Source organism: Metapseudomonas resinovorans DSM 21078 (genome assembly GCF_000423545.1).
Taxonomy (GTDB): Bacteria; Pseudomonadota; Gammaproteobacteria; order Pseudomonadales; family Pseudomonadaceae; genus Metapseudomonas; species Metapseudomonas resinovorans.
On record NZ_AUIE01000035.1, the window covers coordinates 1 to 21,963 of the forward strand.

The window sequence follows — 21,963 nt, forward strand, 5'->3', positions numbered from 1 at the left end:
TCGACAACAACCGTGCCGAGAACGCCATCCGCCCCTTCGTGATCGGCCGCAAGAACTGGCTGTTCAGCGACACGCCCAAGGGCGCCACAGCCAGCGCGCAGCTCTACAGTCTGATCGAGACCGCCAAGGCTAATGGGCAGGAGCCCTATGCCTGGCTGCGCTATATCCTCGAACGCCTGCCCTTGGCCAATAGCATCGAAGACTTCGAAGCCCTGCTGCCGTGGAACTGCCCGCCGACGAGCGCATCCTGATAACAAAGCCTCGTCAACGGAAGACGGGGTTTATGGAGCGGATACCGCGGTTGGTAGGCCACGAAGGAAATCCAGAGCCTCGTGATAGTCAGCAATACGCTGCTCACTACCTTTAGGACCAACGGTAAAGACTCCGGCGCGGCGCAGATTCGGCAAGAATCTGGAACCATCTCTAGCCACCGGAACACTAACCGCGGTCCCCCCTACTTTTTTTCTGGTAACGCCAACTCGTCTTCCAGATATTTCGTCAAGACATCACTATCGAAGCCTAGAATTGAGGCGTAGCGTTGACGCAACAGCTCTTCGCGTCGTTTGACGAAGTCCAGGAAACACTCCAACCGGAATAGATTCTTGTCAGCGGGGATTAGATGTTGCTTTGAGAACTCTTCAGTCCTTGACATGACCCAGCCATCAAAATCGCTATCAGACTTCTCCATGTTGTCTACGGATGGTAGCAACTGCAGGTTTGCCAAGCAGTCCTTTGAACTTACAAACGCTTCGACAGCCCATTCCGATACGCCACTGGAAAGAAGTCTTGCCTTAGAAAGCTTTGCTTGTGGGAATATGTGATCAACATGATACTGTGAAGCCCCCCAGCGCTTGTCTGCATAGAGCAACGAAAGCGCTAGGAAACACCCTTTATCAGAGTACTTTATCGCCAGAAGATCATTCAGGCTGCGACTGTCCGTAAAGTCGATTTGACTGTGCTTACGCAGGCCAACGAGCAAATCTCTTTCCGGAAAACCCTCAGAAACCGCGAGTGATTCCTGAATAATTTTTCTCGCAAGCGCAATAGTATTATCAGAAGATCCACTAAACGCACTTCCGAGCAATGCCTTCATCAACCACCGATGAATAGAAACAATAGCGTCCGCACCCATCGCATCGGTAGCATTGAAGCGCACCTTTGTTTTGAATAGGTAGTAAGCCACCGGCAGAAGGGCGTTAGTACTTGTCAGCGTATCCCGATCAATGCCGAAATCGTTGACTATGCGAACTGTACTTTCAAGGGCAACCTTGATGGCGTCCCAATTTTTGCGAATTAACTCAAGGTTAGACTTATTGAAGTTAGATACTTTGTACGCATTCGGCAGGTCTGAAAGAACCAGGCAAGCTTTCATTACCCAGTCTTTATCGAAGTCGTTGTGACGTGCAAGCCCAGAATTCAAGTAATCAACAAACTGGTAGATTTCTTCTCGGGCATTCAAATCCCCCCAGGTTGTTGTAATCGTGGACAGCAGCAGATCTGACTTACTTAGTTTTGTGCCGCCTTCATTCGCTCGAACGAATACGTCCAAAACCCTTTCAAGAGATTTACTGGTCTCTGTGAAGTACGCAATTACCTCATCCTTCCAAATCGCTCGATAGAGAGTTTCAAGATTTCTCTCAACTATCTTTCTATCAGTTCTATCTACCCCTTGACTCTCCAGTTTTTGCAGCAGATCATCAACATAGGAATCAAACTCTTTCTGATCCCCAAACTCTAGAACCCTGCTGACAGGGAACCAATAACTCCCCGCACCTAGAGCTGGATCGTCCTTGAAGAATTGAAGACCATATGTTACGTCAGTAAGCGAATCATCTTCACTGCGCGCATCCTGCAACAAGTCAAGATACAGATACTGCCTAACCCACGCATCCGGATTATCCCACCGCTTATTCTTCAGCTTACTCTTGTAGCTTCCCTTCAAACCTATCAAAAGAGAAGTTAGACGCTGCTGACCATCAAGCACAAGCGTGACCTGCTTATCAGTCAGATACGCAGACTCGTTATGGAAATCTCCGTAGGTAAAGTCCTCGACAAACTTATATATATTAAGATTCTCGATCTGAGCTGGACTTACGTCCCAGAATAAAAATGAGCTGATAGGATAGCCCTTTAGCAAGCTATCAAAGAGCCTAACAATTTGATCTGGAGTCCAAACGTACGGCCTCTGAATGGCTGGTAAAAAATAATCCACATTGAGACGTCTAATTACACTGGCGATATTGCTAGATTTATAAGCCACCACTAACTCCCTCTATCGTCTAAACATACCGCCCCAGAAAAAACTGAAGGCTGCAAATGAACACCATTGCATGCCACATATTCAAGCGCGCTTAAGCTACCAAATGGCAATCTGCCACATCAATATCAATTCAGCTGGATCAGACATAGCTCGTCGATCAGCCCTACCATGGCTTAGTAGCATATAGGTGGAATCGGCTGTCCAATGCATCGGTCGAAGATGCGGATCAGAGCGTTGTAGTCGCAGACAACTGCGTCGATGTTGGCCTGAATCCATTCGCACTCTTCGACTCCCCACCAGCTGAGCTCGTAACCGGCGTTGACGATGATGAACTCAAACAGGATGCGCTGAGCCCGTCCGTTTCCGTCGCGGAATGGGTGGGTCATATTCAGATCGCCAAACAGTTCAGCGGCAGCGGCGACCAGGTCGTGGCGATCCAGTCCCTCGAACCAATTGGCATTTGCCAGGGTACGGAATAGCTTCTCAGCCTCGGGCTCAATGCGGGTGACATTGCAGAAGTGAGTGCCGCCCTTGGAGATATCCACAGTGCGCAGCTCGCCGGCCCAGTCGTAGATGTCCTGGAACAACTGGTGATGAATACGCTTTAGGGATACCAAGTCGTATGGCGGGGGGATGAATTCGATTTCGCTGGCAGCGATTGCGGAGAGTGTGCGCTCTGCTTCGTTGAGCGCTTCGTCAGAGGTTAGGCCCAAGCGGTTTCTAAGCACCGAAGTGCCGGGGTAGCAGTAGGGGTCTTGGCCGACGCCGTATTTGTCGACCATCAGCCTTGCTTGTTGCGGTAAGCGTCCAGGGCAGCTTCGCGAGTAGGCAGCTTGCGGTCCGCATCGGCCGGCGTCACGTCAAAGCCTTCCAGACGGAGACTGGCGGCATAGTTGGACTGGCGCACCTTGGCGAAGTAGGCCTTTTTGGCCTGTAGGGACAGAGCTGGCATTGGGTCGCGTCTCTCGCTGATTACTGCGCGATTATAGCGGATACCCCGGTTGCGTAGTGGGCAACAGCGGCTGCCGAAAGTGGTGACTACATTAGGCGTTTTTTCTGGAAAGCTTTGGTTTGGCGAGGTTGGCGGGTGCCTGGACAGCCCGTTTTATGGGCCTTTGGGGTACAGCAGGTTGCCGCTCGGGTGATTGATCAGGCGCGGCGAGCGCGGGTCGTCGCCGAGCTTCTGCCGCAGGCGCGAGACCAGCAGGTCGATGCTGCGGTCGAAGGCCTCGATCGAACGACCCCGCGCAGCGTCCAGCAACTGCTCGCGGCTGAGCACCCGGCGCGGGCGTTCGAGGAAAACCCAGAGCAGGCGGAACTCAGCGTTGGAAAGCGGCACCACCAGCCCTTCGGGCGACTGCAGCTGGCGCAGCACGCCGTCCAGACGCCAGGCGTCGAAGCGGATGCTGCTGCGGCTGTCGGTGCGAGGCGTGTCGTGGTCGTCACGCACCCGACGCAGGATGGTCTGGATGCGTGCCACCAGTTCGCGTGGCTCGAAGGGTTTGGCCATGTAGTCATCGGCACCCAGCTCCAGGCCGATGATGCGGTCCGCCGGCTCACAGCGGGCGGTGAGCATCAGGATCGGGATATCCGACTCCGCACGCAGCCAGCGGCACAGGGACAGGCCATCCTCGCCGGGCAGCATCAGGTCCAGCACCACCACGTCGAAGCGTTCTTCGGCCAGGGCCAGGCGCATGGCCTGGCCATCGTCCACGCCCACCGCCTCGATATTGAAGCGCGCCAGATAGCCGCAGAGCAGCTCACGGATGGGCGCGTCATCGTCCACGATCAGGGCGCGGACGCTCCAGCGGTTCCGGGGAAAGGGCGTGTCCGAAGCGGAAGTCGATTGCAGGGTGAAGCTCGTGCCGAGGAGGAGGGCGTTTGGCGGCCCAGGAACTACACGCGGGCGTGCTTCGGGTGGACGAGCTACTTGGCGATGGACGTTGCGAGGCGCGGTGGGCTTTCTCACCTCCAGCCCTTCCCCATTCGGAGAAGGGCTGGGAGTGGGGGGATGCCTCAGCCTGCCCGAGCGAGAATGGCGCGCGCCACCCTCGACCCGTTCTCCTTGCCCAGCACCGCGCAGATGCGTTGCCCGGCTTCCACCAGCTTGTTCATGTCGATACCGGTCTCGATGCCCATGCCGTTGAGCAGGTAGAGCACGTCTTCGGTGGCGACGTTGCCGGTGGCGCCCTTGGCGTAGGGGCAGCCGCCGAGGCCGGCGACCGAGCTGTCGAACACGGTGATGCCTTCCAGCAGGCTGGCATGGATGTTCGCCACGGCCTGGCCGTAGGTGTCGTGGAAGTGACCGGCGAGGCGGTCACGCGGCACACGGGTGCCCACCACGTTGAACAGGTGGCGGGTGGCGCCGGCCGTGCCGGTACCGATGGTGTCGCCCAGGGACACTTCATAGCAGCCCATGGCGTAAAGCTCGGCGGCAACGCTAGCCACTTGCTCGGCGGGCACCTCGCCTTCGTAGGGGCAGCCCAGCACGCAGGACACATAGCCACGCACGCTGATGCCGTGGGCCTTGGCCGCGTCCATCACAGGCACGAAGCGCGCCAGGCTCTCGGCGATGGAGCAGTTGATGTTCTTCTGCGAAAAGGACTCGGACGCGGCCGCGAACACCGCCACCTCCTTCACCCCGGCTTCCACGGCGGCTTCGAAGCCCTTGAGGTTCGGCGCCAGGGCGGCGTAGGTCACGCCGGCCTTGCGCTGGATCTGCGCGAAGACTTCGGCGGAGCCGGCCATCTGCGGCACCCACTTGGGCGAAACGAAACTGCCCACTTCCACATAGCCGAGGCCGGCGGCGGTGAGGTCGTCCACCAGGCGCACCTTGTCGGCGACGCTGATAGGTTGCTTCTCGTTCTGCAGGCCATCGCGCGGGCCGACTTCGACCAGGCGGACCTTGCTGGGAATAGTCATTGCGTCATCTCTCTTTCGGTGCGAAACCCATCAACCCCGCGATGGGTTTCGCGGGCTCTACCCATCCTACGGTCATGCCGGGTCAGGCCTCTTCCAGCTCGACGAGGGCGGTGCCTTCGTTGACCAGCTCGCCTTCGCTGCAATACAGCGCCTTGACCACGCCATTGTGGGGCGCGCGGATGCTGTGTTCCATCTTCATGGCTTCGAGCACCACCAGGGCGGTGCCGGCTTCTACTGTCTGCCCGGTTTCCACCAGGACGCGCACGATACTGCCGTTCATGGGCGCCGTCAGCCCGCCGTGGTGGGCGTGGCTGGCTTCGACTTCCTCGATCGGGTCGACCCGGCCGACGCTGCGCAGCTCGCCATCCCACTCCAGGTAGAGGGTTTCGCTCCGGCGGATCGCCAGATGCTGGCGGCGCAGGCCGTCCTGCTCCAGGGTGACGTATTCGCCCTTGAGCTGGATCGGGCTGGCGGCGGTACCACGCAGGCGTATGACCTGGCGCTCGTCGCCGCAGGTCAGGTGCAGGTCGGTCGCGCTCGGCAGGCCGGCACGCCAGCCGCTGTTGCGGCTCCAGGGCGAGTGCGGGTCGTCGCCGCGCACGCGCTCGGCCTCGCTCTGGCGGAAGGTTTCGCCAGCCACCTGCCAGAAGACCGGGGGCAGGGCGGCCGGGGCGGGCAGCAACTGCTCCTGATGACGGGCAATGAAACCGGTGTCCAGCTCGGCAGCGGCGAAGGCCGGGTGGGCCAGCACGCGGCGCAGGAACGCCAGGTTGGTCTTGAAGCCGCCCACGGCGGTTTCGTCGAGCATGGCCAGCAGGCGTTGGCGGGCTTCTTCGCGGTTCTCGCCCCAGGCGATCAGCTTGGCCAGCATGGGGTCATAGAAGGGCGATACCTCGTCACCTTCGGCCACCCCGCTGTCCACGCGGCGGCCGGGGCCGGCGTTGGCTTCGCGGTAGAGGGCCAGGCGGCCGCTGGCGGGCAGGAAGTCCTGGTCCGGGTCTTCGGCGTAGAGGCGCACTTCGATGGCGTGGCCGATCAGCGGCACCTGCTCCTGGGTAATGGGCAGGGCTTCGCCACGGGCAACGCGAATCTGCCAGGCCACCAGGTCCAGGCCGGTGATGGCTTCGGTCACCGGGTGCTCCACCTGCAGGCGGGTGTTCATCTCCATGAAGAAGAAGTCGCCGCGTTCATCCAGCAGGAATTCCACGGTGCCGGCGCCCACGTAGCCGATGGCCTGGGCAGCGCGCACAGCGGACTCCCCCATGGCCTTGCGGATTTCCGGCGAGAGGCCGGGGGCGGGCGCTTCTTCCACCACCTTCTGGTGACGGCGCTGGATGGAGCAGTCGCGCTCGTTCAGGTACAGGCAGTTGCCATGGCTGTCGGCGAACACCTGGATTTCCACGTGGCGCGGCTTGAGGACGTACTTCTCCACCAGCATGCGCGAGTCGCCGAAGGCAGACTGCGCTTCGCGCTGGGCGGAGGCCAGGGCCTCGGCCAGCTCGCTTTCACGCTCCACGACCTTCATGCCCTTGCCACCGCCACCAGCAGCGGCTTTCAGCAGCACTGGGTAGCCAATGCGCTCGGCGGCGGTGCGGAAGGTGTCCAGGTCCTGGGCTTCGCCGTGATAGCCGGGCACCAGCGGCACGCCGGCAGCTTCCATCAGCGCCTTGGCGGCGGACTTGCTGCCCATGGCGTCGATGGCGGTGGCCGGTGGGCCGAGGAAGATCAGCCCGGCATCGGCGATGGCGCGGGCGAAACCGGCGTTCTCGGAGAGGAAGCCGTAGCCGGGGTGGATGGCCTGGGCGCCGCTGGCCTTGGCGGCGGCGATGAGTTTGTCCACCAGCAGGTAGCTTTCCGCCGGCTTGGCGCCGCCCAGGTCCACGGCCACGTCGGCCTCGCGCACGTGGCGGGCGTTGCGGTCGATGGCGCTGTGCACGGCCACGGTACGGATACCCAGCGCCTTGGCAGTGCGCATGACGCGGCAGGCGATTTCACCGCGGTTGGCGATCAGCAGGGTGGTGATCATTGTTATTGCTCCTGCCAGGACGGTTTGCGTTTTTCCAGGAAGGCGCGCAGGCCCTCCTGGCCTTCGGGGCTCACACGGATGCGGGCGATGGCGCTTTCGGTGTAGCGGCGCAGATTGGGGCTGAGGGCACCGCTGCCGACTTCGCGCAGCAGGTCCTTGGTGGCGCTCATGCCCTGCGGGCTGTTCTGCAGCAGGTTGGCCGTCCAGGCTTCCACGGCCTGGTCCAGCTCCTCGGCTGGATAGCACTCGGCGAGCAAGCCCAGTTCACGGGCGCGTTCACCGCTGAAGCGTTCGGCGGTCAGGGCGTAGCGGCGCGCGGCGCGCTCACCGATGGCCTGGACGACGAAAGGGCTGATCACCGCCGGGGCCAGACCAATGCGCACTTCCGACAGGCAGAACTGCGCGTCCACGGCGCCGATGGCCATGTCGCAGCAACTGATCAGGCCCAGCGCGCCACCGAAGGCCGCGCCCTGCACCACTGCGAGGGTTGGCACTTTGAGGTGGTAGAGGTTGTACATCAGCTCGGCCAGCTCGCGGGCATCGTCGAGGTTGGCGGCGTAGTCGAGCTGGGCGGATTCCTGCATCCAGGCCAGATCCGCGCCGGCGGAGAAGTGCCGGCCGCGGCCGCGCAGGACCAGGAAGCGCACCTTGCCATGCGCCTTGACGGCATCCAGGGCGAGGATCAGCTCTCGGATCATCCCGGCGTTGAAGGCGTTGTTCTTGTCCGGACGGTTCAGCCAGAGGGTGGCGATGCCGTTGTCGGCGATGTCCAGTTGCAGCGTGTTGAAGTCGGTCATCCTGCTCTCCTGTAGGAGCGAGCTTGCTCGCGATCAGCGGTGGTACCCGGGGTCGCCAGCAAGCTGGCTCCTACGATGGCTCCACCGCTCGCAAGCAGGGTTTACATGCGGAACACGCCGAAAGTGGTTCGCTCGATCGGGGCGTTGAGGCTGGCCGAGAGGGCGAGGCCGAGCACGTCGCGGGTCTGCGCCGGGTCGATCACACCGTCGTCCCACAGCCGTGCGCTGGAGTAATACGCATGCGCCTGGCGCTCGTACTGCTCAAGGATCGGCTGCTTGATGCGGGCTTCGTCTTCGGCGCTCAGGCTGTGGCCAGCACGTTCGCTCTGCTCGCGCTTGACCTGGGTAAGCACGCCAGCGGCCTGCTCGGCGCCCATCACGCCGATGCGGGCGTTGGGCCACATCCACAGGAAGCGCGGGTCGTAGGCGCGGCCGCACATGCCGTAGTTACCGGCACCGAAGCTGCCACCGATGATCACGGTGAACTTCGGCACCTTGGCGCAGGCCACAGCGGTCACCAGCTTGGCGCCGTGCTTGGCGATGCCGCCTTCTTCGTACTTCTTGCCCACCATGAAGCCGGTGATGTTCTGCAGGAACAGCAGCGGGATGCCGCGCTGGCAGGCCAGTTCGATGAAGTGCGCGCCTTTCTGCGCGGCTTCGGCGAAGAGGATGCCGTTGTTGGCGAGGATGGCGATGGGGTAGCCGTGCAGGTGGGCGAAGCCGCACACCAGGGTGGTGCCGAACAGCGCCTTGAACTCATCGAACTCGGAGTCGTCCACCAGGCGGGCGATGACTTCGCGCACGTCGAAGGGCTGCTTGGCATCGGCCGGGATCACGCCGTACAGCTCATCGCTGGCGTAGCGCGGCGCCAGGGGCGTGCGCAGGTTCAGTTCGCCGGCCTTGCGCCAGTTGAGGTTGGCGATGCTGCGCCGGGCCAGGGCCAGGGCGTGCTCGTCGCTCTCGGCGTAGTGGTCGGCCACGCCGGACACCTTGCAGTGCACGTCGGCGCCGCCCAGTTCTTCGGCGGTCACCACTTCACCGGTGGCGGCTTTCACCAGCGGCGGACCGGCGAGGAAGATGGTGGCCTGGTTGCGCACCATGATGGTTTCGTCGCTCATTGCCGGCACGTAGGCGCCGCCGGCGGTGCAGGAACCCATGACCACGGCGATCTGCGGGATGCCCATTGCGCTCATGTTGGCCTGGTTGAAGAAGATGCGGCCGAAGTGCTCACGGTCCGGGAACACGTCTTCCTGGCGCGGCAGGTTGGCGCCGCCGGAGTCCACCAGGTAGATGCAGGGCAGGCGGTTCTGCTGGGCGATGGTCTGGGCGCGCAGGTGCTTCTTCACGGTCAGCGGGTAGTAGGAGCCGCCTTTCACCGTGGCGTCGTTGGCCACGATCATGCATTCCACGCCTTCCACGCGGCCGATGCCGGCCACCACACCGGCGGCGGGTACGTCTTCGCCATAGACCTCATGGGCGGCGAGCTGGCCGATTTCGAGGAAGGGCGAGCCGGGGTCCAGCAGGCGATTGATGCGCTCGCGGGGCAGCAGCTTGCCGCGCGAGGTGTGGCGTTCCTGGGCCTTGGCGCCGCCGCCTTCATGGATGCGGCCGAGCAGGCTGTGCAGGGCGCCGACCTGTTCGAGCATCGCCGCGCTGTTGCGGGCGAAGTCCGGGGAACGGGTGTTGATCTGGGTGTGCAGGATGGCCATCTGGCGCGCTCCGTCGAGTGTCTGTACCGGCGCTTTCCTGTAGGAGCCAGCTTGCTGGCGAAGGCGTGTCCGCGAGCAAGCTCGCTCCTACAGGGGCTCGGTGTGGCGATCAGCGGGTTTCGTTGTACAGCTCGCGGCCAATCAGCATGCGGCGGATTTCGCTGGTGCCGGCGCCGATCTCGTAGAGCTTGGCGTCGCGCAGGAGACGGCCCGCCGGGTACTCGTTGGTGTAGCCGTTGCCGCCCAGCAGCTGGATGGTGTCCAGGGCCATCTTGGTGGCCATTTCGGCGGTGTAGAGGATCACTGCGGCGGCGTCCTTGCGCGATTCCTCGCCGCGGTCGCAGGCCTTGGCCACGGTGTACAGGTAGGACTTGGAAGCATTCATGCCGGCGTACATGTCGGCCAGCTTGCCCTGCACCAGTTGGAATTCGCCGATGGACTGCTTGAACTGCTGGCGCTCGTGCACATAGGGCAGCACCACGTCCATGCAGGCGCTCATGATCCCGGTCGGGCCGCCGGAGAGCACGGTACGTTCGTAGTCCAGACCGCTCATCAGCACGGCCACGCCACGACCTTCCGCACCGAGGATGTTTTCTTCCGGCACCTCAACGTCTTCGAACACCAGCTCGCAGGTGTTGGAACCGCGCATCCCCAGCTTGTCCAGCTTCTGGTGGCGGGAGAAGCCCTTGAAGTCGCGCTCGACGATGAAGGCGGTCATGCCGCGTGAGCCGGCGTTGACGTCAGTCTTGGCGTAGATCACGTAGGTGTTGGCGTCCGGGCCGTTGGTGATCCACATCTTGTTGCCGTTGAGCACGTAGCGGTCGCCTTTCTTGTCGGCGCGCAGCTTCATCGACACCACGTCCGAGCCGGCGTTGGGCTCGCTCATGGCCAGCGCGCCGACGTGTTCGCCGGAACACAGCTTGGGCAGATACTTGAGCTTCTGCTCGTGGGTGCCGTTCTTGCGGATCTGGTTGAGGCAGAGGTTGGAGTGGGCACCGTAGGACAGGCCGACCGAGGCGGACGCGCGGCTGATTTCTTCCATCGCCACCACGTGAGCCAGGTAGCCCATGTTGGTGCCGCCGTACTCCTCTTCCACGGTCATGCCGAGCAGGCCCATGTCGCCGAACTTGCGCCACATGTCCATGGGGAACTCGTTATCACGGTCGATCTGCGCGGCACGCGGGGCCAGTTCGGCTTGGGCGAACTGATGGACGGAATCGCGCAGCATGTCGATGGTCTCGCCGAGACCGAAGTTGAGAGTGGGGTAGCTCATCGTTACACCTGTGCTTGTCATTGTCGGAGGATGAGTGGATCAGGCGTTGACGCCCTGTTTGCGTTCGGTTTCGGCCATGGCCGCCAGGCAGCGTTCCTCGGCCGTATCCAGTTCCAGCTGCATCTGCTGGATATCCAGCAGCTGCTGTTCAAGCTGCGCGCGGCGCGCGGCGATCTTGTCCATGAAGGTCTGCAGCTGCTTGCGGTTACCGCTGCTGGGGTCGTAGAGGTCGATCAGTTCCTTGCATTCGGCCAGCGAGAAACCGATGCGCTTGCCCCGCAGGATGAGCTTGAGCGCCACCAGGTCCTTAGGGCTGTAGATGCGCTCCTGGCCGCGGCGCTCGGGGCTGAGCATGCCTTGCTCCTCATAGAAGCGGATGGCGCGGGTGGTGACGTCCAGTTCGCGGGCCAGGTCGGAAATGCTGTAGGTGGTGGGCATGGTCGGGGCTCGTGGCTGTGTTTACCTTTACGTTAACGTAAACCTGTGCCAACCTGACTGTCAACTACGCTTCGCAACAGCAGGCGACGGCCGGAATGGCTTGATACTTGCTGCCTGCAGGGGAGTTGGTCCGCTCTTTACGGACGTGGGCCGGGGGTGTAGACATTCAAGGCGAGCGACTTGACCGCCGGCCCATGCCGGGGCGCACGCTGGAGCGAGAGATGGCGCAAGACATTCGAATAAAAACCGCTGCCGATCCATTGCACGAGTCGCGTCAGGCTCGTTTGAAACTGGCCAGCGAAGGCGAACTGCCTCAGGGCGTGCTACGCGACGAGATCGATGCCTCGTGGCGGCGCAGTCTCGGCCACGGCCTCAATTGCCTGGAGGGCGAGCAGGTCGAGCAGCGGCACGACCTGCAATTGCTGCTGGACAGCAACCGCCTGCTGATCGATGCCGCCACGCCGGAGCTGGAGTACCTGGTCAGCCAGCAGGGCAAGGGCGGGCTGATCATCCTCGGCGACGCCCAGGCCAACGTCCTGGCCATCGAAGGCCAGACCGAATTCCTCAAGAGCTTCGGGCTGCGCGACCTGCGTCCCGGCAGTTGCTGGAGCGAGTCCCTGCGCGGCACCAACGCCATTGGCACCGCCGTAGTGGAAGGGCGACCGACCCTGATCAACTGCGGCGAACACTACCTGGACCGCCTCAGCCCGTTCTCCTGCACCTCGGTGCCCCTGCGCGACCCCCAGGGCCGGGTGGTCGGCGTGATCGACCTGACCCGTGAAGGGGTCATGGCCCAGCCCCAGGACAACCTCGCCACCCTGATGCTGGCCGCCGGTAACATCGAGAGCCGCATGTTCGGCCTCTGCTACCCGGATCATCTGGTGCTGGCCTTCCACAGCCGCCCGCAATATCTCGGCAGTGCCTGGCACGGCCTTCTGGCCGTCAGCCTGGACGGCGAGGTACTCGCGGCCAACGAGCGTGCCTGCGACCTGTTGCAGATACGCCGCGAAGCGCTGGTGGGCCGCCGTTCGAGCGACCTGATCGGTGAGCGCTCGCCGCAATTCATCACCCGTCTGTTGCAGGGCGGGGTGAGCAGCGTGCAGACCGCCAAGGGCGAGTTCTTCTTCCGCGCCCTTCAGGTGCCGCGCCACACCAGCCTTGGCGGCACCGCACCCGCTGCCAGGGCGCCGGCCTCGCAGAAAACCTTGCTGCTTGATGAACTGGCCGGACGCGACAGCCGTTTCGCCCGCGCCCTGCGCATGGCGCGCCAGGGCCTGGCCAATGAGCTGCCGGTGCTGCTGCTGGGCGAGACCGGCACCGGCAAGGAAGTGGTGGCCCGCGCGTTGCACCAGTCCAGCCCGCGTGCCGACAAGCCGTTCGTGGCGGTGAACTGCGCCGCCATCCCGGAGGGCCTGATCGAGTCCGAACTCTTCGGCTACCGCGAAGGCGCCTTCACCGGTTCGCGTCGCGGGGGCATGGTCGGACGGCTGATGCAGGCCCATGGCGGCACGCTGTTCCTCGACGAGATCGGCGACATGCCGCTGAGCTTGCAGGCGCGCCTGCTGCGCGTGCTGCAGGAGCGCAAGGTGGCGCCCCTGGGTGCCGGCGAAGAACAGGACATCGACGTCGCCGTGATCTGCGCCACCCACCGCGACCTCAAGCGCCTGGTGCAGGAAAAGCACTTCCGTGAAGACCTTTACTACCGCATCAACGGCGTCAGCCTGCGTCTGCCGGCCCTGCGCGAGCGGGATGACCTGGGCGGAATGATCAGCGGCGTGCTGCACAAGTTCGGCGCGTCCAACGTAAGCCTCGACAAGGACCTCACCGAACTGCTGTCCGGCTACGACTGGCCGGGCAACATCCGCCAGCTGGAAATGGTCCTGCGCTCGGCGCTGGCCATGCGTGAGGCGGGCGAGAAGGTGCTGGGGCTGGATCACCTCACCGACAGCCTGCTGGACGAACTCACCGCCAGTTGCCGCCAGCCCGGCAGCATCCGCGAGAACGAGCTGGAGCTGATCCGCAGCGCCCTGGACCGCCACCAGGGCAATGTCTCTGCCGCCGCCGACGCCCTCGGCATCAGCCGCGCGACCCTGTATCGCAAGCTGAAGCAACTGAGGGGATGACTCGCCCAAGCTGCCAATGCGGGGCTGAAACCCTGTGGGGGCGAATTCATTCGCTAAGCAGACCGCAGGTCTGCCCTGCAAGACCGAAGGGGGCTGCGTTGCAGCCCATAGCGAATGAATTCGCCCCCACAATGAACGTGCAATCCCTGGCGATTACCCGATGACCCGTCTCCTCCTCAAACTGGTGGAAACCAGCGACCCCGACCTGCTGCGCCGTGCCCTGGCCTGGCTCTATGGCTTCGTCCGCCCGCAGCTGCGCGCCATCCTCGTTCTGCTGGGCCTGTCCCTCGGCGCCTCCCTGCTGGTGCTGGCCCAACCCTGGCTGACCAAGACCCTGATCGACGACGGCCTGCTCGCCAAGGACTTCGGCCTGCTGGTGCAGGTGGCGGTGGCAATGATCGCCGTCGGCATCCTCGGCACCGTGCTGTCGGGCATCAACCGTTACCTGCACACCCGGCTCTCGGGGCGCATCCTCTTCGCCCTGCGTGATGACCTGTACCGCCACCTGCAGCAACTCTCGCCGGCCTTCTATGGCCGCAAGCGCATCGGCGACATCCTTTCCCGGCTGGATGGCGACGTGGCGGAAATCCAGCGCTTCGCCGTGGATTCGCTGTTCTCCGCCGTCTCCAGCGTCATCGGCCTGATCGGCGCGGTGACCCTGATGCTGCTGCTGTCCTGGCAACTGTCATTGCTGCTGGCGCTGCTGATCCCCATCGAAGTGCTCTGGCTGCGCTGGATGCGACGCAAGGTCGAGCGCGAGGTGCGCAGCCTGCGCGAACGCTCGGCGGACGTGTCGTCGTTCCTGGTGGAAACCCTGCCGGCGATGAAGTTCATCCAGGCCGCCGGTCAGCAGAAACGCGAGTCCGGCCGCCTGGAAAGACTCGGGCAGGGCTACATGAGCCAGTTGCTGCGCGTGCAAATCACCGAGTTCTTCACCCATGCCGTGCCCGGCACCCTGACCTCGCTGTCCCGCGCCTGTGCCTTCCTCATCGGCGGCTACTGGGTGATCCAGGGCACCTGGCAGTTGGGCGCGCTGATCGCCTTCTCCACCTACCTCGGCATGGCCGTGGGGCCGGTGCAGAGCCTGCTGGGTCTCTACGTTGCGCTGCAACGGATGACCGTGAGCCTCGGCCGGGTGATGGAACTGCAACAGGAGCCGGTGCCGGTACGCCAGCCCGACGCGCCCAAACCCATGCCGGAGGGCAGGGGAGAGCTGCGCCTGGAAGGCGTGCATTTCGCCCACGAGCAACGTGCCGGTGCCGTGCTGCGCGACGTAGACGCCTGCATTCCCGCTGGCCTCAAAGTCGCCATCAGCGGCGCCTCGGGCGTCGGCAAATCCACCCTGATCGACCTGCTGCAACGCTTCTACGACCCGGACCAGGGGCGCGTCCTGCTGGACGGCGTCGACCTGCGCGAGCTGGACCTCTTTGCCCTGCGCCGGCGCATCGCCGTGGTCAGCCAGGACATCGTCCTGTTCCGTGGCACCCTGGCGGAGAACCTCGGCTACAGCGCCCCCGACGCCAGCCGTGAGGCCCTGGAACAGGTGGCGCGGCTGGCCCGCCTGGACAGCCTGATCGAATCCCTGCCGCTTGGCCTGGACAACCCACTGGGCGAGCGCGGCCAGCAACTTTCCGGCGGGCAGAAACAACGCATCGCTATCGCCCGCGCGCTGCTGCAAGACCCGCTGATCCTGGTGCTGGACGAAGCCACGTCGGCGGTGGACGAAGCTACCGAGCGCGAAGTGATCGCCGCCATCGACCAGCTCTTCGCCGGGCGCACGCGCATCCTTATCAGCCACAGGCCATCCACCCTGGCCCAGGCCGACATCGCCTTCCGCCTGGAGCACGGCCAGTTGCACAGCCTGGAACCCGAGCAGGTGAGCCATGGCCAATGAACTCGCTATCGGCATTATCGACAGCGGCTTCGCGCCGGAGCAGGGGAGCCACGTTGCCCTGGCCCGGCGCTTCTGGCTGGAAGGCGGTGAGTTGCTCGATGGCGACACCCAGCCGGATGCCCTTGGCCACGGCAGCGTTGTGCTGGACACCTTGACGCGCCAGTGCGGCCCGGTCCGCCTCTGTGTGGCCCAGGTATTCGCTGAGCGCTGGCAGACCAGCCCGCTGCAGATTGCCGCTGCCCTTCACTGGCTGATCGAGCAGAACGTGGCCCTGGTCAACCTGAGCCTCGGCCTGCGCAACGACCGCCCGGTGCTGCGTGAGGCCTGCGTGCTGGCCCATACCGCCGGCATCCTGCTCTGCGCCTCCAGCCCGGCCCAGGGCGAGCCGGTGTACCCGGCGGCCTATCCGGGCGTGATCCGCGTGACCGGCGATGCCCGCTGCGCGCCGGGGCAATGGTCCTGGCTGAACAGCCCGCAAGCCGACTTCGGTGCCCATGTGGCAGCGGCCAATGGCGTGGCGGGTTCCAGCGTCGGTTGCGCGGCCCTTTCCGGCATCATCGCCGGCTTCCTGCAAGCCCATCCCGGCGCCGGCCGCGAGGCTGTGCTCCAGTGGCTACGCGAGGGAGCGGCCTTCACCGGACGGGAGCGCCGTGGCCATGACTGAGATCGTCGTGCTGGGTGCCGGCCCGGCTGGCGCGGCAGTGGCCCTCGGGCTGCGTCGGCTGGGCTACTCCGTGCGGGTGGTCAGCGAATGGCGCCGCTTTGCGGCAGTGGAGGGCGTGTCCCAACGGGTGCTGGATGGGTTGCGGCAAGCCGGTCTTGATCGTGCGCTGGCCTGCGCCGCCGCTCCCTCGCCGCGGCGGGTGCAGTGGAACGGCGACGGCCAGTCGATCAATCAGGAATGCCTGCTGGATCGCCCGCAGTTCGATGCTGCCATCCGCGAAGACCTGCGCGCTGCCGGCATCGAGGTGCTGGCGGCGCGCGTGCTGAAAGTGGAAAGCACCGGCGATGGTCATCTGATCCATATCGAACCGGGCGAACCCCTGCGCGCGGACTTCCTCGTCGAAGCCCGTGGCCGCCAGGCGCCGCTGGCCGGTGGTCGCCTGCGCGGACCGGAAACCTTGAGCCTGCTCAACCAGTGGCAGGACGCCCCCGGTCAACCGGCCTCGGCGGTGGAAAGCCTGCCCGATGGCTGGGCCTGGATGGCGCGCCTGACGGACGGCCGCTGCTACTGGCAGATCACCCTCAACGCCCGCGATCTGCCGCCCAAGGAGCAACTACCCGACTACTGTGCCCACCGCCGCAGCGAGTCCGTGCTGGTGCGCGAGCTGTTCGGCGCCCAGGCCCTACAGCCGGCCAGCCTGCACGCCCGCAGCAGCACGGCGATTCTCTTCCACGAGGCCAGCGGCCCCAACTGGCTGCGGGTAGGGGATGCCGCGATGGCGGTGGACCCGCTCTCCGGCAACGGCATCTTCCAGTCGCTGTCGTCGGCCCTGCAGGCATCGGCAGTGATCAACACCATGATTCAACGCCCCGAGTGCGCCGAACTGGCCCGGCGTTTCCACCAGCGCCGGGTGGAACACCTCTTCCTGCGCTTCGCCCGCACCGGGCGGGACTTCTACGCCCTGGAACAACGCTGGCCAGACGCAGCCTTCTGGCGCGACCGCCGCACCTGGCCCGACGCCGAGCCCATGCACGCGCCGGCGGACTTCAGCCAGGTGCGCGTGGAGCGCGCACCGGTGATTCATGGCGACCTGATCGAAGAAGCCGACGTGGTCGTAACGGCGGACCAGCCGCTGGGCATCTGGCACCTGCAAGGCATCGAACTCGCCCCTGTCGTTTCCGCCCTGCATCGGGGTGAGCTGCCCCAGGCCCTGGCCAGCCTCCCGGAACAGCCTCGTCGCCTGGTGCAAGGCTGGCTGCTGGCCCAGGGCTACAGACCCTGAACCCCGCTCAGGCCACTGCTTTTTCTGTTGGGGGCGAATTCATTCTGCTTGGCAATTGAGATGGCTATGTCTGCGTTACGTGTTGTCGGGAGCTGCATTGCCCGTAGGAGCTGGCTTGCCAGCGAATGGCCGCGTTTCGCTGGCAAGCCAGCTCCTACAAGGCTCTTGGCCCGATGGTCAATCTCTCGAAACAGCTAACGCAGACATAGCGATTGAAATCGCCCCTACAACGACGACGCCCAGCCTGGGCAATCAGGTGCTTGCATTGAAGCGGTACAGCGCGTGCAGGCGCAGCACGTAGCCGATCTTGATCGAGGTCGGACCCAGCATCGTCAAAAGGTGCGCCAGTACCAGCGCACCGATCGACAGGTAGGCGTCAAGGAAGTAGGCCAGCAGGACCCCGATTGCCAGCATCGCCGCGCCGCCTGCCAGCATATGGGTGGAGATTTTCAGTACGCGCCTGGGTGATTCGAAGAAGGCCAACATGGCCGGCTCCCTCTACAGAAGCAGCAGCGTTGCTCGGCTGGCTTCCGCCACGGGGTGACGGAAGCCAGGGTCGGATGAGGGCTCAGGCCACCGGAATCATCGGGTCAGCGGCTGCCAGGGCGGTGCTGCGATCAGCTGCCGGGGGGTAGATCCAGATGCTGTTGATCTGGCTCTTGAGCTCCTTGGCCTCCTGTTTCAGCAGCTTGACCTGGCGGTCCCAGCCTTCGGTGAACACCGCACCCCAGGCGCCGAGGTCCAGGCAGGTCACGTACTTGGGCTGGCGGTAGGCGGTGGGCGGCACGCCCAGCAGGTCGGCCGCAACGTTGTTGCCGGCATGGCGACCGAGGGAGATCGCGTGCTGGCAGGACATGGCGGCGAAGTTGCCCAGGTCATCGGTGGCGGCATAGGCAACGTCGCCAGCGGCGAAGATGTTGTCCTGACCGAATATCTTGAGGTTCTGATCCACGTGCAGGCGTCCCTGGCCATCGCGCACGCTGGTCAGTTGCTCGGTCAACGGGCTGGCGCGAAAACCAACGGTCCAGATCAGCGTCCGGCTCTCGATGCGACGGCCATCGGAAAGGGTCACGCCATCGGCGTCGACCGCCGATACGCTGGTATTCAGCTCCCATTCGATACCCAGGTGTTCGCTGGCCTCGACTATCGGCGGGCGGATTCCATCGCCCATGGCTGCCGCAATCTTCGGGCCGCGGTCGACGATGATCACGCGGATATGCTGGTCATCGCCGAGTACGGCGCGCAGGCGTGCCGGCATCTCCGTGGCGGTCTCGATGCCGGTGAAGCCGCCACCGGCGATCACCACGGTGTTGCGCGCGTCGCTGGCCGGCAGGTCTTTGAGGGACTTCAGGTGGTTCTCCAGGCGCACGGCCGACTCGATCTGGTCGACATCGAAGGCGTGGTCCTGCAGGCCGGGTACCGGCGGCCGGGCCAACTGGCTGCCGGTCGCCAGTACCAGGCGGTCGTAGCCCAGTTCGTGCGGCTGGCCGGCCTCGTCGCGGTAGCCGACGATCCTGGCCTGCTCATCGATGCGCTCGGCCGTACCCTTGATGAAACGCACGCCTACCGTGTCGAGCAAGGCCTCCAGGGGCGCGAACATGGCATGCACGTCGGGCTCGTAGAAACGCGGACGGATGCGCAGTTCGGCCTGGGGCGCCAGCAGGGAAATATCCACGTCGTGACGACCGTGCATGTCCAGCAGGCGCGCTGCGCTCAATGCACTCCAGAGTCCGCCGAATCCCGCGCCAATTACCAGAATATGCTGCTTCATGACTTGCTCCTGAAAAGAGTGGGTAAATGACATTGAAGTTGTTGGTTCATGTTCGGCGGAACGAGTTATATAGGCCGGGTTTGCCGCTGCGAGTTTCGTCGCATTCATTCGTCCGCTGTGGGTTCATGCTATTTGCGGACTGCGAAAGATGCACTTCTACATCGGTGCATTGGCGTTATGCGTGGGGTGGGTTGATATATACGAAGGTATATTCGAAGGGCGCCAAAGAATTTGCCGGATCGGCTCGGTGCTACTGGCGAAGGGCGTTCTCGATGCACTCCAGCAACTGGTCGGCCGAGAAAGGCTTGGGCAGGCAGGCGATCAGGCCGGGCATCGTGGTGCCGATGCGCGGAGCTGCTTCGGGGAAGGCAGTGATCAGAATGGTAGGAATCCGCAAACCCATGGTGATGAGCCGTTCGTGCAGTTCGACACCGCTCATTCCCGGCATCTGGATATCGGATATCAGGCAGTGCGTGTCCGCAGGGCCGGCGGAGTCGAGAAACGCCAGGGCATCGCAATAGGTACGGGCCTGGTAGCCGCTTGATCTCAATAAACCTTCCAGCGCCGTCCTTACGGATTCGTCATCATCGACGACTGCAATGACTGCCGTAGTGCCTGCCTGAGTTTGTTGCGTCATTTTAAGTCGCTCGTGATGGCGATTGTCGTAATTGAAAGATACGCCGTCCGGAACTGCGGAGAAGTATACCTATGTATAGTCAATCGACACTGAGGTGTTGATACCCATACCTCGACAATGCACGGCAAAATGGCTGGGAAGATTGCATCGGTATAGACCGCATCGGGTTTTATGGGGCATCTACCCAACTTCTCCTGACGGTCGGCAAGTCGCCGCATGCAATACCCATGTACAAGGGCGCACGCCCAAGAGGTATCCCGGCGGGACAGATGTACAAGTGACCTCCCGTCGTTGGCCTGAATAAGCTGGACCCACATCGTTGGCCTCTGGCTATCCGGACGGACAGCGAATTGTCGTGCGAATCCACCTATCCAGGCAGCGAACATGATGAACCGAAATGACCTGCGGCGTGCCGACCTCAACCTGCTGGTTGTCTTTGAAACCATGATGCGGGAGCGCAATGTGACGAGGGCCGGTGAGCGACTGTTCCTGGGGCAGACCACCATCAGCAGCGCCCTCGGGCGATTGCGCGCGTTGTTCAACGACCCGCTGTTCATTCGCACTGCCGGGGTGATGGAGCCTACGGCGCGTGCCGTGGAAATCCATGCACGGCTGGCGCCGGCCCTTGAAGGCATAGCCGAGGCCTTGAGCTGTACGCAGGCGTTCGATCCGCTGACCAGCGATGCGTCCTTCCATGTCGGGCTTTCGGACGATGTCGAATACGCACTGCTTCCGCGCCTGATGCGGCAGCTGCGGGACGAGGCGCCGAACGTGACCCTGGTGGTGCGCAGGGCGGACCGCTGGCAACTGCCCCAGTTGCTCAGCGCCGGCGAGATTTCCCTGGGCGTCAGCCTGACGCAGGAGCTGCCGGCCAGCACCCACTGCCGCAGACTGCGACCCATGCAGCCGATGTTGTTGCGCGCCGACAGCGCTGCCGGCCCTCTGGATCTGGACGCGTTCTGCCGACGTCCCCATGTGGTGGTGTCCTCCATGGGCAATGTCATCGACGACGTCGATCACGCCCTTGGGCTGGCCGGGCGCCGGCGCAAGGTGGTGTTGGCGGTGCCGCAGTTCAGTGCCTTGCCCGCGCTGCTCGCCGCAAGCGACATGCTGGCCATGGTGCCGGACTACGTCGCCCAGGCCATGGCACAGCTGGAAGGCATGCGCGCCGAGTTCGTGCCGCTCGACCTGCCAACGCCGGACCTGTCCATGGCCTGGCGCGGCGCCAGCCACAACGATCCGCGCGAACGCTGGCTGCGCTCGCGCTTCTGTCGCTATGTTGGCACGCAGGAGCGCGCCGCAGTGGCCGCCTGATGACCCGGTGTCTGCGTTTGTCCGTACGGCCGGTGGCGTTGCCGGCCAGGGTGACGTGGACTAAATTTTTCTGGATATCTACACCGCACGCACAGTCGGTCGGTGAAGAGGAGGCGAGATGAGTTCCTGGTCGCATTCAACGACGACCCAAGCCCCAACCGACCACAAGGAACCGATGGTCTATGTGGTCGACGACGACGAGTCGATGCGGCTCGCGCTCGACGGATTGCTACGTTCGATCGGCCTGCGCGTTGAGACGTTCGAATCGTCGCAGGACTTCCTCGCCTTCCCCAAGCAAGACGTGCCCAGCTGCCTGATCCTCGACGTCCGGCTGCGCGGCGAGAGCGGCCTTGCCCTCCAGGAACAGTTCGAGAAAAGCGGCGTGTGCATGCCCATCGTGTTCATGACCGGGCACGGCGACATCGCCATGACGGTCAAGGCGATGAAGGCGGGAGCGGTGGATTTCCTCGCCAAGCCGTTCCGCGACCAGGACATGCTTGACGCGGTCGCCGCCGCCCTGGCGCGGGATGGCGAGCGCCTGACCGCCGAGCGCTCGAACGCCACGCTGCGCGCCGCCTACGACTCGCTGACCGTGCGTGAGCGGGAAGTCATGGGCTTCGTCGTGGCCGGCCTGATGAACAAGCAGATCGCCGCCGAACTGAACCTCAGCGAAGTGACGGTAAAGGTCCATCGCGGGCAAGTGATGAAGAAACTGGCTGCGCGCTCCGTCGCCGACCTGGTGCGCAAATCGGAAGCCCTCGGCATCCAGCCGCCGCGCAAATCGTCCTGATCGCACCGCCATGGCGCGCCGGCAGCTACCTGATGGCCACATGCGGCAGGCCCACCACGACCA

General features: G+C 63.7%; 20 protein-coding genes. 7 read left to right on the forward strand and 13 right to left on the reverse strand.

Annotation, left to right across the window (positions count from 1 at the left end):
* Positions 1–251, forward strand: a 251-nt coding sequence (locus tag G559_RS29140) for a transposase domain-containing protein (protein ID WP_036997628.1), incomplete at its 5' end; no start/stop codon positions are given.
* 203 nt (positions 252–454) lie between these two features.
* Here G559_RS29140 and G559_RS0120570 read toward each other — a convergent pair.
* From G559_RS0120570 to G559_RS0120615, 10 genes are all read right to left on the reverse strand, one after another.
* Entirely contained in the window at positions 455–2,260 is a 1,806-nt protein-coding gene (locus G559_RS0120570; RefSeq protein ID WP_028630056.1) for a DUF262 domain-containing protein, read from the reverse strand.
* 173 nt (positions 2,261–2,433) lie between these two features.
* On the reverse strand, positions 2,434–3,042 hold the full coding sequence (locus G559_RS0120575) for a putative adenosine monophosphate-protein transferase Fic (protein ID WP_028630057.1): 609 nt from the start codon (positions 3,040–3,042) through the stop codon (positions 2,434–2,436).
* Entirely contained in the window at positions 3,042–3,212 is a 171-nt protein-coding gene (locus G559_RS30480) for a YhfG family protein (RefSeq protein WP_137822365.1), read from the reverse strand. Before G559_RS30480 ends, G559_RS0120575 begins: the two co-directional genes overlap by 1 nt.
* Before the next feature lie 153 nt (positions 3,213–3,365).
* Complete coding sequence (locus G559_RS29145) at positions 3,366–4,112, reverse strand: response regulator (RefSeq protein WP_051246810.1); 747 nt, start codon at positions 4,110–4,112, stop codon at positions 3,366–3,368.
* 164 nt (positions 4,113–4,276) lie between these two features.
* Positions 4,277–5,182: a hydroxymethylglutaryl-CoA lyase gene (locus G559_RS0120590; protein ID WP_028630058.1), complete on the reverse strand. Its 906-nt coding sequence runs from the start codon at positions 5,180–5,182 to the stop codon at positions 4,277–4,279.
* Between the two features lie 82 nt (positions 5,183–5,264).
* The gene (locus G559_RS0120595) at positions 5,265–7,208 is read right to left on the reverse strand and encodes an acetyl/propionyl/methylcrotonyl-CoA carboxylase subunit alpha (RefSeq protein ID WP_028630059.1); all 1,944 of its coding nucleotides are present in this window, start codon (positions 7,206–7,208) and stop codon (positions 5,265–5,267) included.
* Between the two features lie 2 nt (positions 7,209–7,210).
* Complete coding sequence (locus G559_RS0120600) at positions 7,211–8,005, reverse strand: gamma-carboxygeranoyl-CoA hydratase (RefSeq protein ID WP_028630060.1); 795 nt, start codon at positions 8,003–8,005, stop codon at positions 7,211–7,213.
* Between the two features lie 101 nt (positions 8,006–8,106).
* Complete coding sequence (locus G559_RS0120605; RefSeq protein WP_028630061.1) at positions 8,107–9,714, reverse strand: carboxyl transferase domain-containing protein; 1,608 nt, start codon at positions 9,712–9,714, stop codon at positions 8,107–8,109.
* Positions 9,715–9,823: 109 nt separating this feature from the next.
* The gene (locus tag G559_RS0120610; RefSeq protein WP_028630062.1) at positions 9,824–10,987 is read right to left on the reverse strand and encodes an isovaleryl-CoA dehydrogenase; all 1,164 of its coding nucleotides are present in this window, start codon (positions 10,985–10,987) and stop codon (positions 9,824–9,826) included.
* A gap of 39 nt (positions 10,988–11,026) precedes the next feature.
* Positions 11,027–11,425, reverse strand: a complete 399-nt coding sequence (locus G559_RS0120615; RefSeq protein ID WP_028630063.1) for a MerR family transcriptional regulator — start codon at positions 11,423–11,425, stop codon at positions 11,027–11,029.
* A 221-nt stretch (positions 11,426–11,646) separates the two neighbouring features.
* On the opposite strand from G559_RS0120615, the gene G559_RS0120620 reads away from it, so the two are divergent.
* The 4 genes from G559_RS0120620 (at position 11,647) to qhpG (ending at position 17,388) form a co-directional block, all read left to right on the forward strand.
* On the forward strand, positions 11,647–13,548 hold the full coding sequence (locus G559_RS0120620; RefSeq protein WP_028630064.1) for a sigma-54-dependent Fis family transcriptional regulator: 1,902 nt from the start codon (positions 11,647–11,649) through the stop codon (positions 13,546–13,548).
* 160 nt (positions 13,549–13,708) lie between these two features.
* Positions 13,709–15,442: an ABC transporter ATP-binding protein gene (locus tag G559_RS0120625; protein ID WP_028630065.1), complete on the forward strand. Its 1,734-nt coding sequence runs from the start codon at positions 13,709–13,711 to the stop codon at positions 15,440–15,442.
* Complete coding sequence (gene qhpE, locus G559_RS0120630) at positions 15,432–16,106, forward strand: subtilisin-like serine protease QhpE (protein WP_028630066.1); 675 nt, start codon at positions 15,432–15,434, stop codon at positions 16,104–16,106. Before G559_RS0120625 ends, qhpE begins: the two co-directional genes overlap by 11 nt.
* The gene (gene qhpG / locus G559_RS0120635; RefSeq protein WP_028630067.1) at positions 16,099–17,388 is read left to right on the forward strand and encodes a flavin-dependent monooxygenase QhpG; all 1,290 of its coding nucleotides are present in this window, start codon (positions 16,099–16,101) and stop codon (positions 17,386–17,388) included. The genes qhpE and qhpG overlap by 8 nt, the downstream gene beginning before the upstream one ends.
* A 252-nt stretch (positions 17,389–17,640) precedes the next feature.
* On the opposite strand, the gene G559_RS0120640 is transcribed toward qhpG, so the two are convergent.
* The 3 genes from G559_RS0120640 to G559_RS0120650 all read right to left on the reverse strand — a co-directional run bounded on the left by G559_RS0120640 (position 17,641) and on the right by G559_RS0120650 (position 19,796).
* Positions 17,641–17,874 carry a hypothetical protein gene (locus tag G559_RS0120640; RefSeq protein ID WP_028630068.1) on the reverse strand — a complete coding sequence of 78 codons (234 nt, stop codon included), beginning with the start codon at positions 17,872–17,874 and terminating at the stop codon, positions 17,641–17,643.
* 82 nt (positions 17,875–17,956) lie between these two features.
* Positions 17,957–19,159, reverse strand: coding sequence for an NAD(P)/FAD-dependent oxidoreductase (locus G559_RS0120645; protein ID WP_028630069.1), 1,203 nt, complete (start codon positions 19,157–19,159; stop codon positions 17,957–17,959).
* 250 nt (positions 19,160–19,409) lie between these two features.
* Entirely contained in the window at positions 19,410–19,796 is a 387-nt protein-coding gene (locus G559_RS0120650) for a response regulator transcription factor (protein WP_028630070.1), read from the reverse strand.
* Positions 19,797–20,183: 387 nt separating this feature from the next.
* Here G559_RS0120650 and G559_RS0120655 point away from each other — a divergent pair, with 387 nt between their 5' ends.
* Both G559_RS0120655 and G559_RS0120660 read left to right on the forward strand, forming a co-directional pair.
* A complete protein-coding gene (locus G559_RS0120655) occupies positions 20,184–21,110 on the forward strand; it encodes a LysR substrate-binding domain-containing protein (protein ID WP_028630071.1) in 927 nt (308 codons plus the stop codon).
* 118 nt (positions 21,111–21,228) lie between these two features.
* On the forward strand, positions 21,229–21,900 hold the full coding sequence (locus G559_RS0120660; RefSeq protein WP_028630072.1) for a response regulator transcription factor: 672 nt from the start codon (positions 21,229–21,231) through the stop codon (positions 21,898–21,900).
* Positions 21,901–21,963: the final 63 nt, after the last annotated feature.

Coding starts and splice junctions, on each gene's coding strand:
- G559_RS0120620 (WP_028630064.1), top strand. CDS start 11,647: ATGGCGCAAGACATTCGAATAAAAACCGCTGCCGATCCATTGCACGAG.
- G559_RS0120610 (WP_028630062.1), bottom strand. CDS start 10,987: ATGAGCTACCCCACTCTCAACTTCGGTCTCGGCGAGACCATCGACATG.
- G559_RS30480 (WP_137822365.1), bottom strand. CDS start 3,212: ATGCCAGCTCTGTCCCTACAGGCCAAAAAGGCCTACTTCGCCAAGGTG.
- G559_RS0120645 (WP_028630069.1), bottom strand. CDS start 19,159: ATGAAGCAGCATATTCTGGTAATTGGCGCGGGATTCGGCGGACTCTGG.
- G559_RS0120600 (WP_028630060.1), bottom strand. CDS start 8,005: ATGACCGACTTCAACACGCTGCAACTGGACATCGCCGACAACGGCATC.
- G559_RS0120575 (WP_028630057.1), bottom strand. CDS start 3,042: ATGGTCGACAAATACGGCGTCGGCCAAGACCCCTACTGCTACCCCGGC.
- G559_RS0120655 (WP_028630071.1), top strand. CDS start 20,184: ATGAACCGAAATGACCTGCGGCGTGCCGACCTCAACCTGCTGGTTGTC.
- qhpE (WP_028630066.1), top strand. CDS start 15,432: ATGGCCAATGAACTCGCTATCGGCATTATCGACAGCGGCTTCGCGCCG.
- G559_RS0120650 (WP_028630070.1), bottom strand. CDS start 19,796: ATGACGCAACAAACTCAGGCAGGCACTACGGCAGTCATTGCAGTCGTC.
- qhpG (WP_028630067.1), top strand. CDS start 16,099: ATGACTGAGATCGTCGTGCTGGGTGCCGGCCCGGCTGGCGCGGCAGTG.
- G559_RS0120640 (WP_028630068.1), bottom strand. CDS start 17,874: ATGTTGGCCTTCTTCGAATCACCCAGGCGCGTACTGAAAATCTCCACC.
- G559_RS0120590 (WP_028630058.1), bottom strand. CDS start 5,182: ATGACTATTCCCAGCAAGGTCCGCCTGGTCGAAGTCGGCCCGCGCGAT.
- G559_RS0120615 (WP_028630063.1), bottom strand. CDS start 11,425: ATGCCCACCACCTACAGCATTTCCGACCTGGCCCGCGAACTGGACGTC.
- G559_RS0120595 (WP_028630059.1), bottom strand. CDS start 7,208: ATGATCACCACCCTGCTGATCGCCAACCGCGGTGAAATCGCCTGCCGC.
- G559_RS0120660 (WP_028630072.1), top strand. CDS start 21,229: ATGAGTTCCTGGTCGCATTCAACGACGACCCAAGCCCCAACCGACCAC.
- G559_RS0120605 (WP_028630061.1), bottom strand. CDS start 9,714: ATGGCCATCCTGCACACCCAGATCAACACCCGTTCCCCGGACTTCGCC.
- G559_RS0120625 (WP_028630065.1), top strand. CDS start 13,709: ATGACCCGTCTCCTCCTCAAACTGGTGGAAACCAGCGACCCCGACCTG.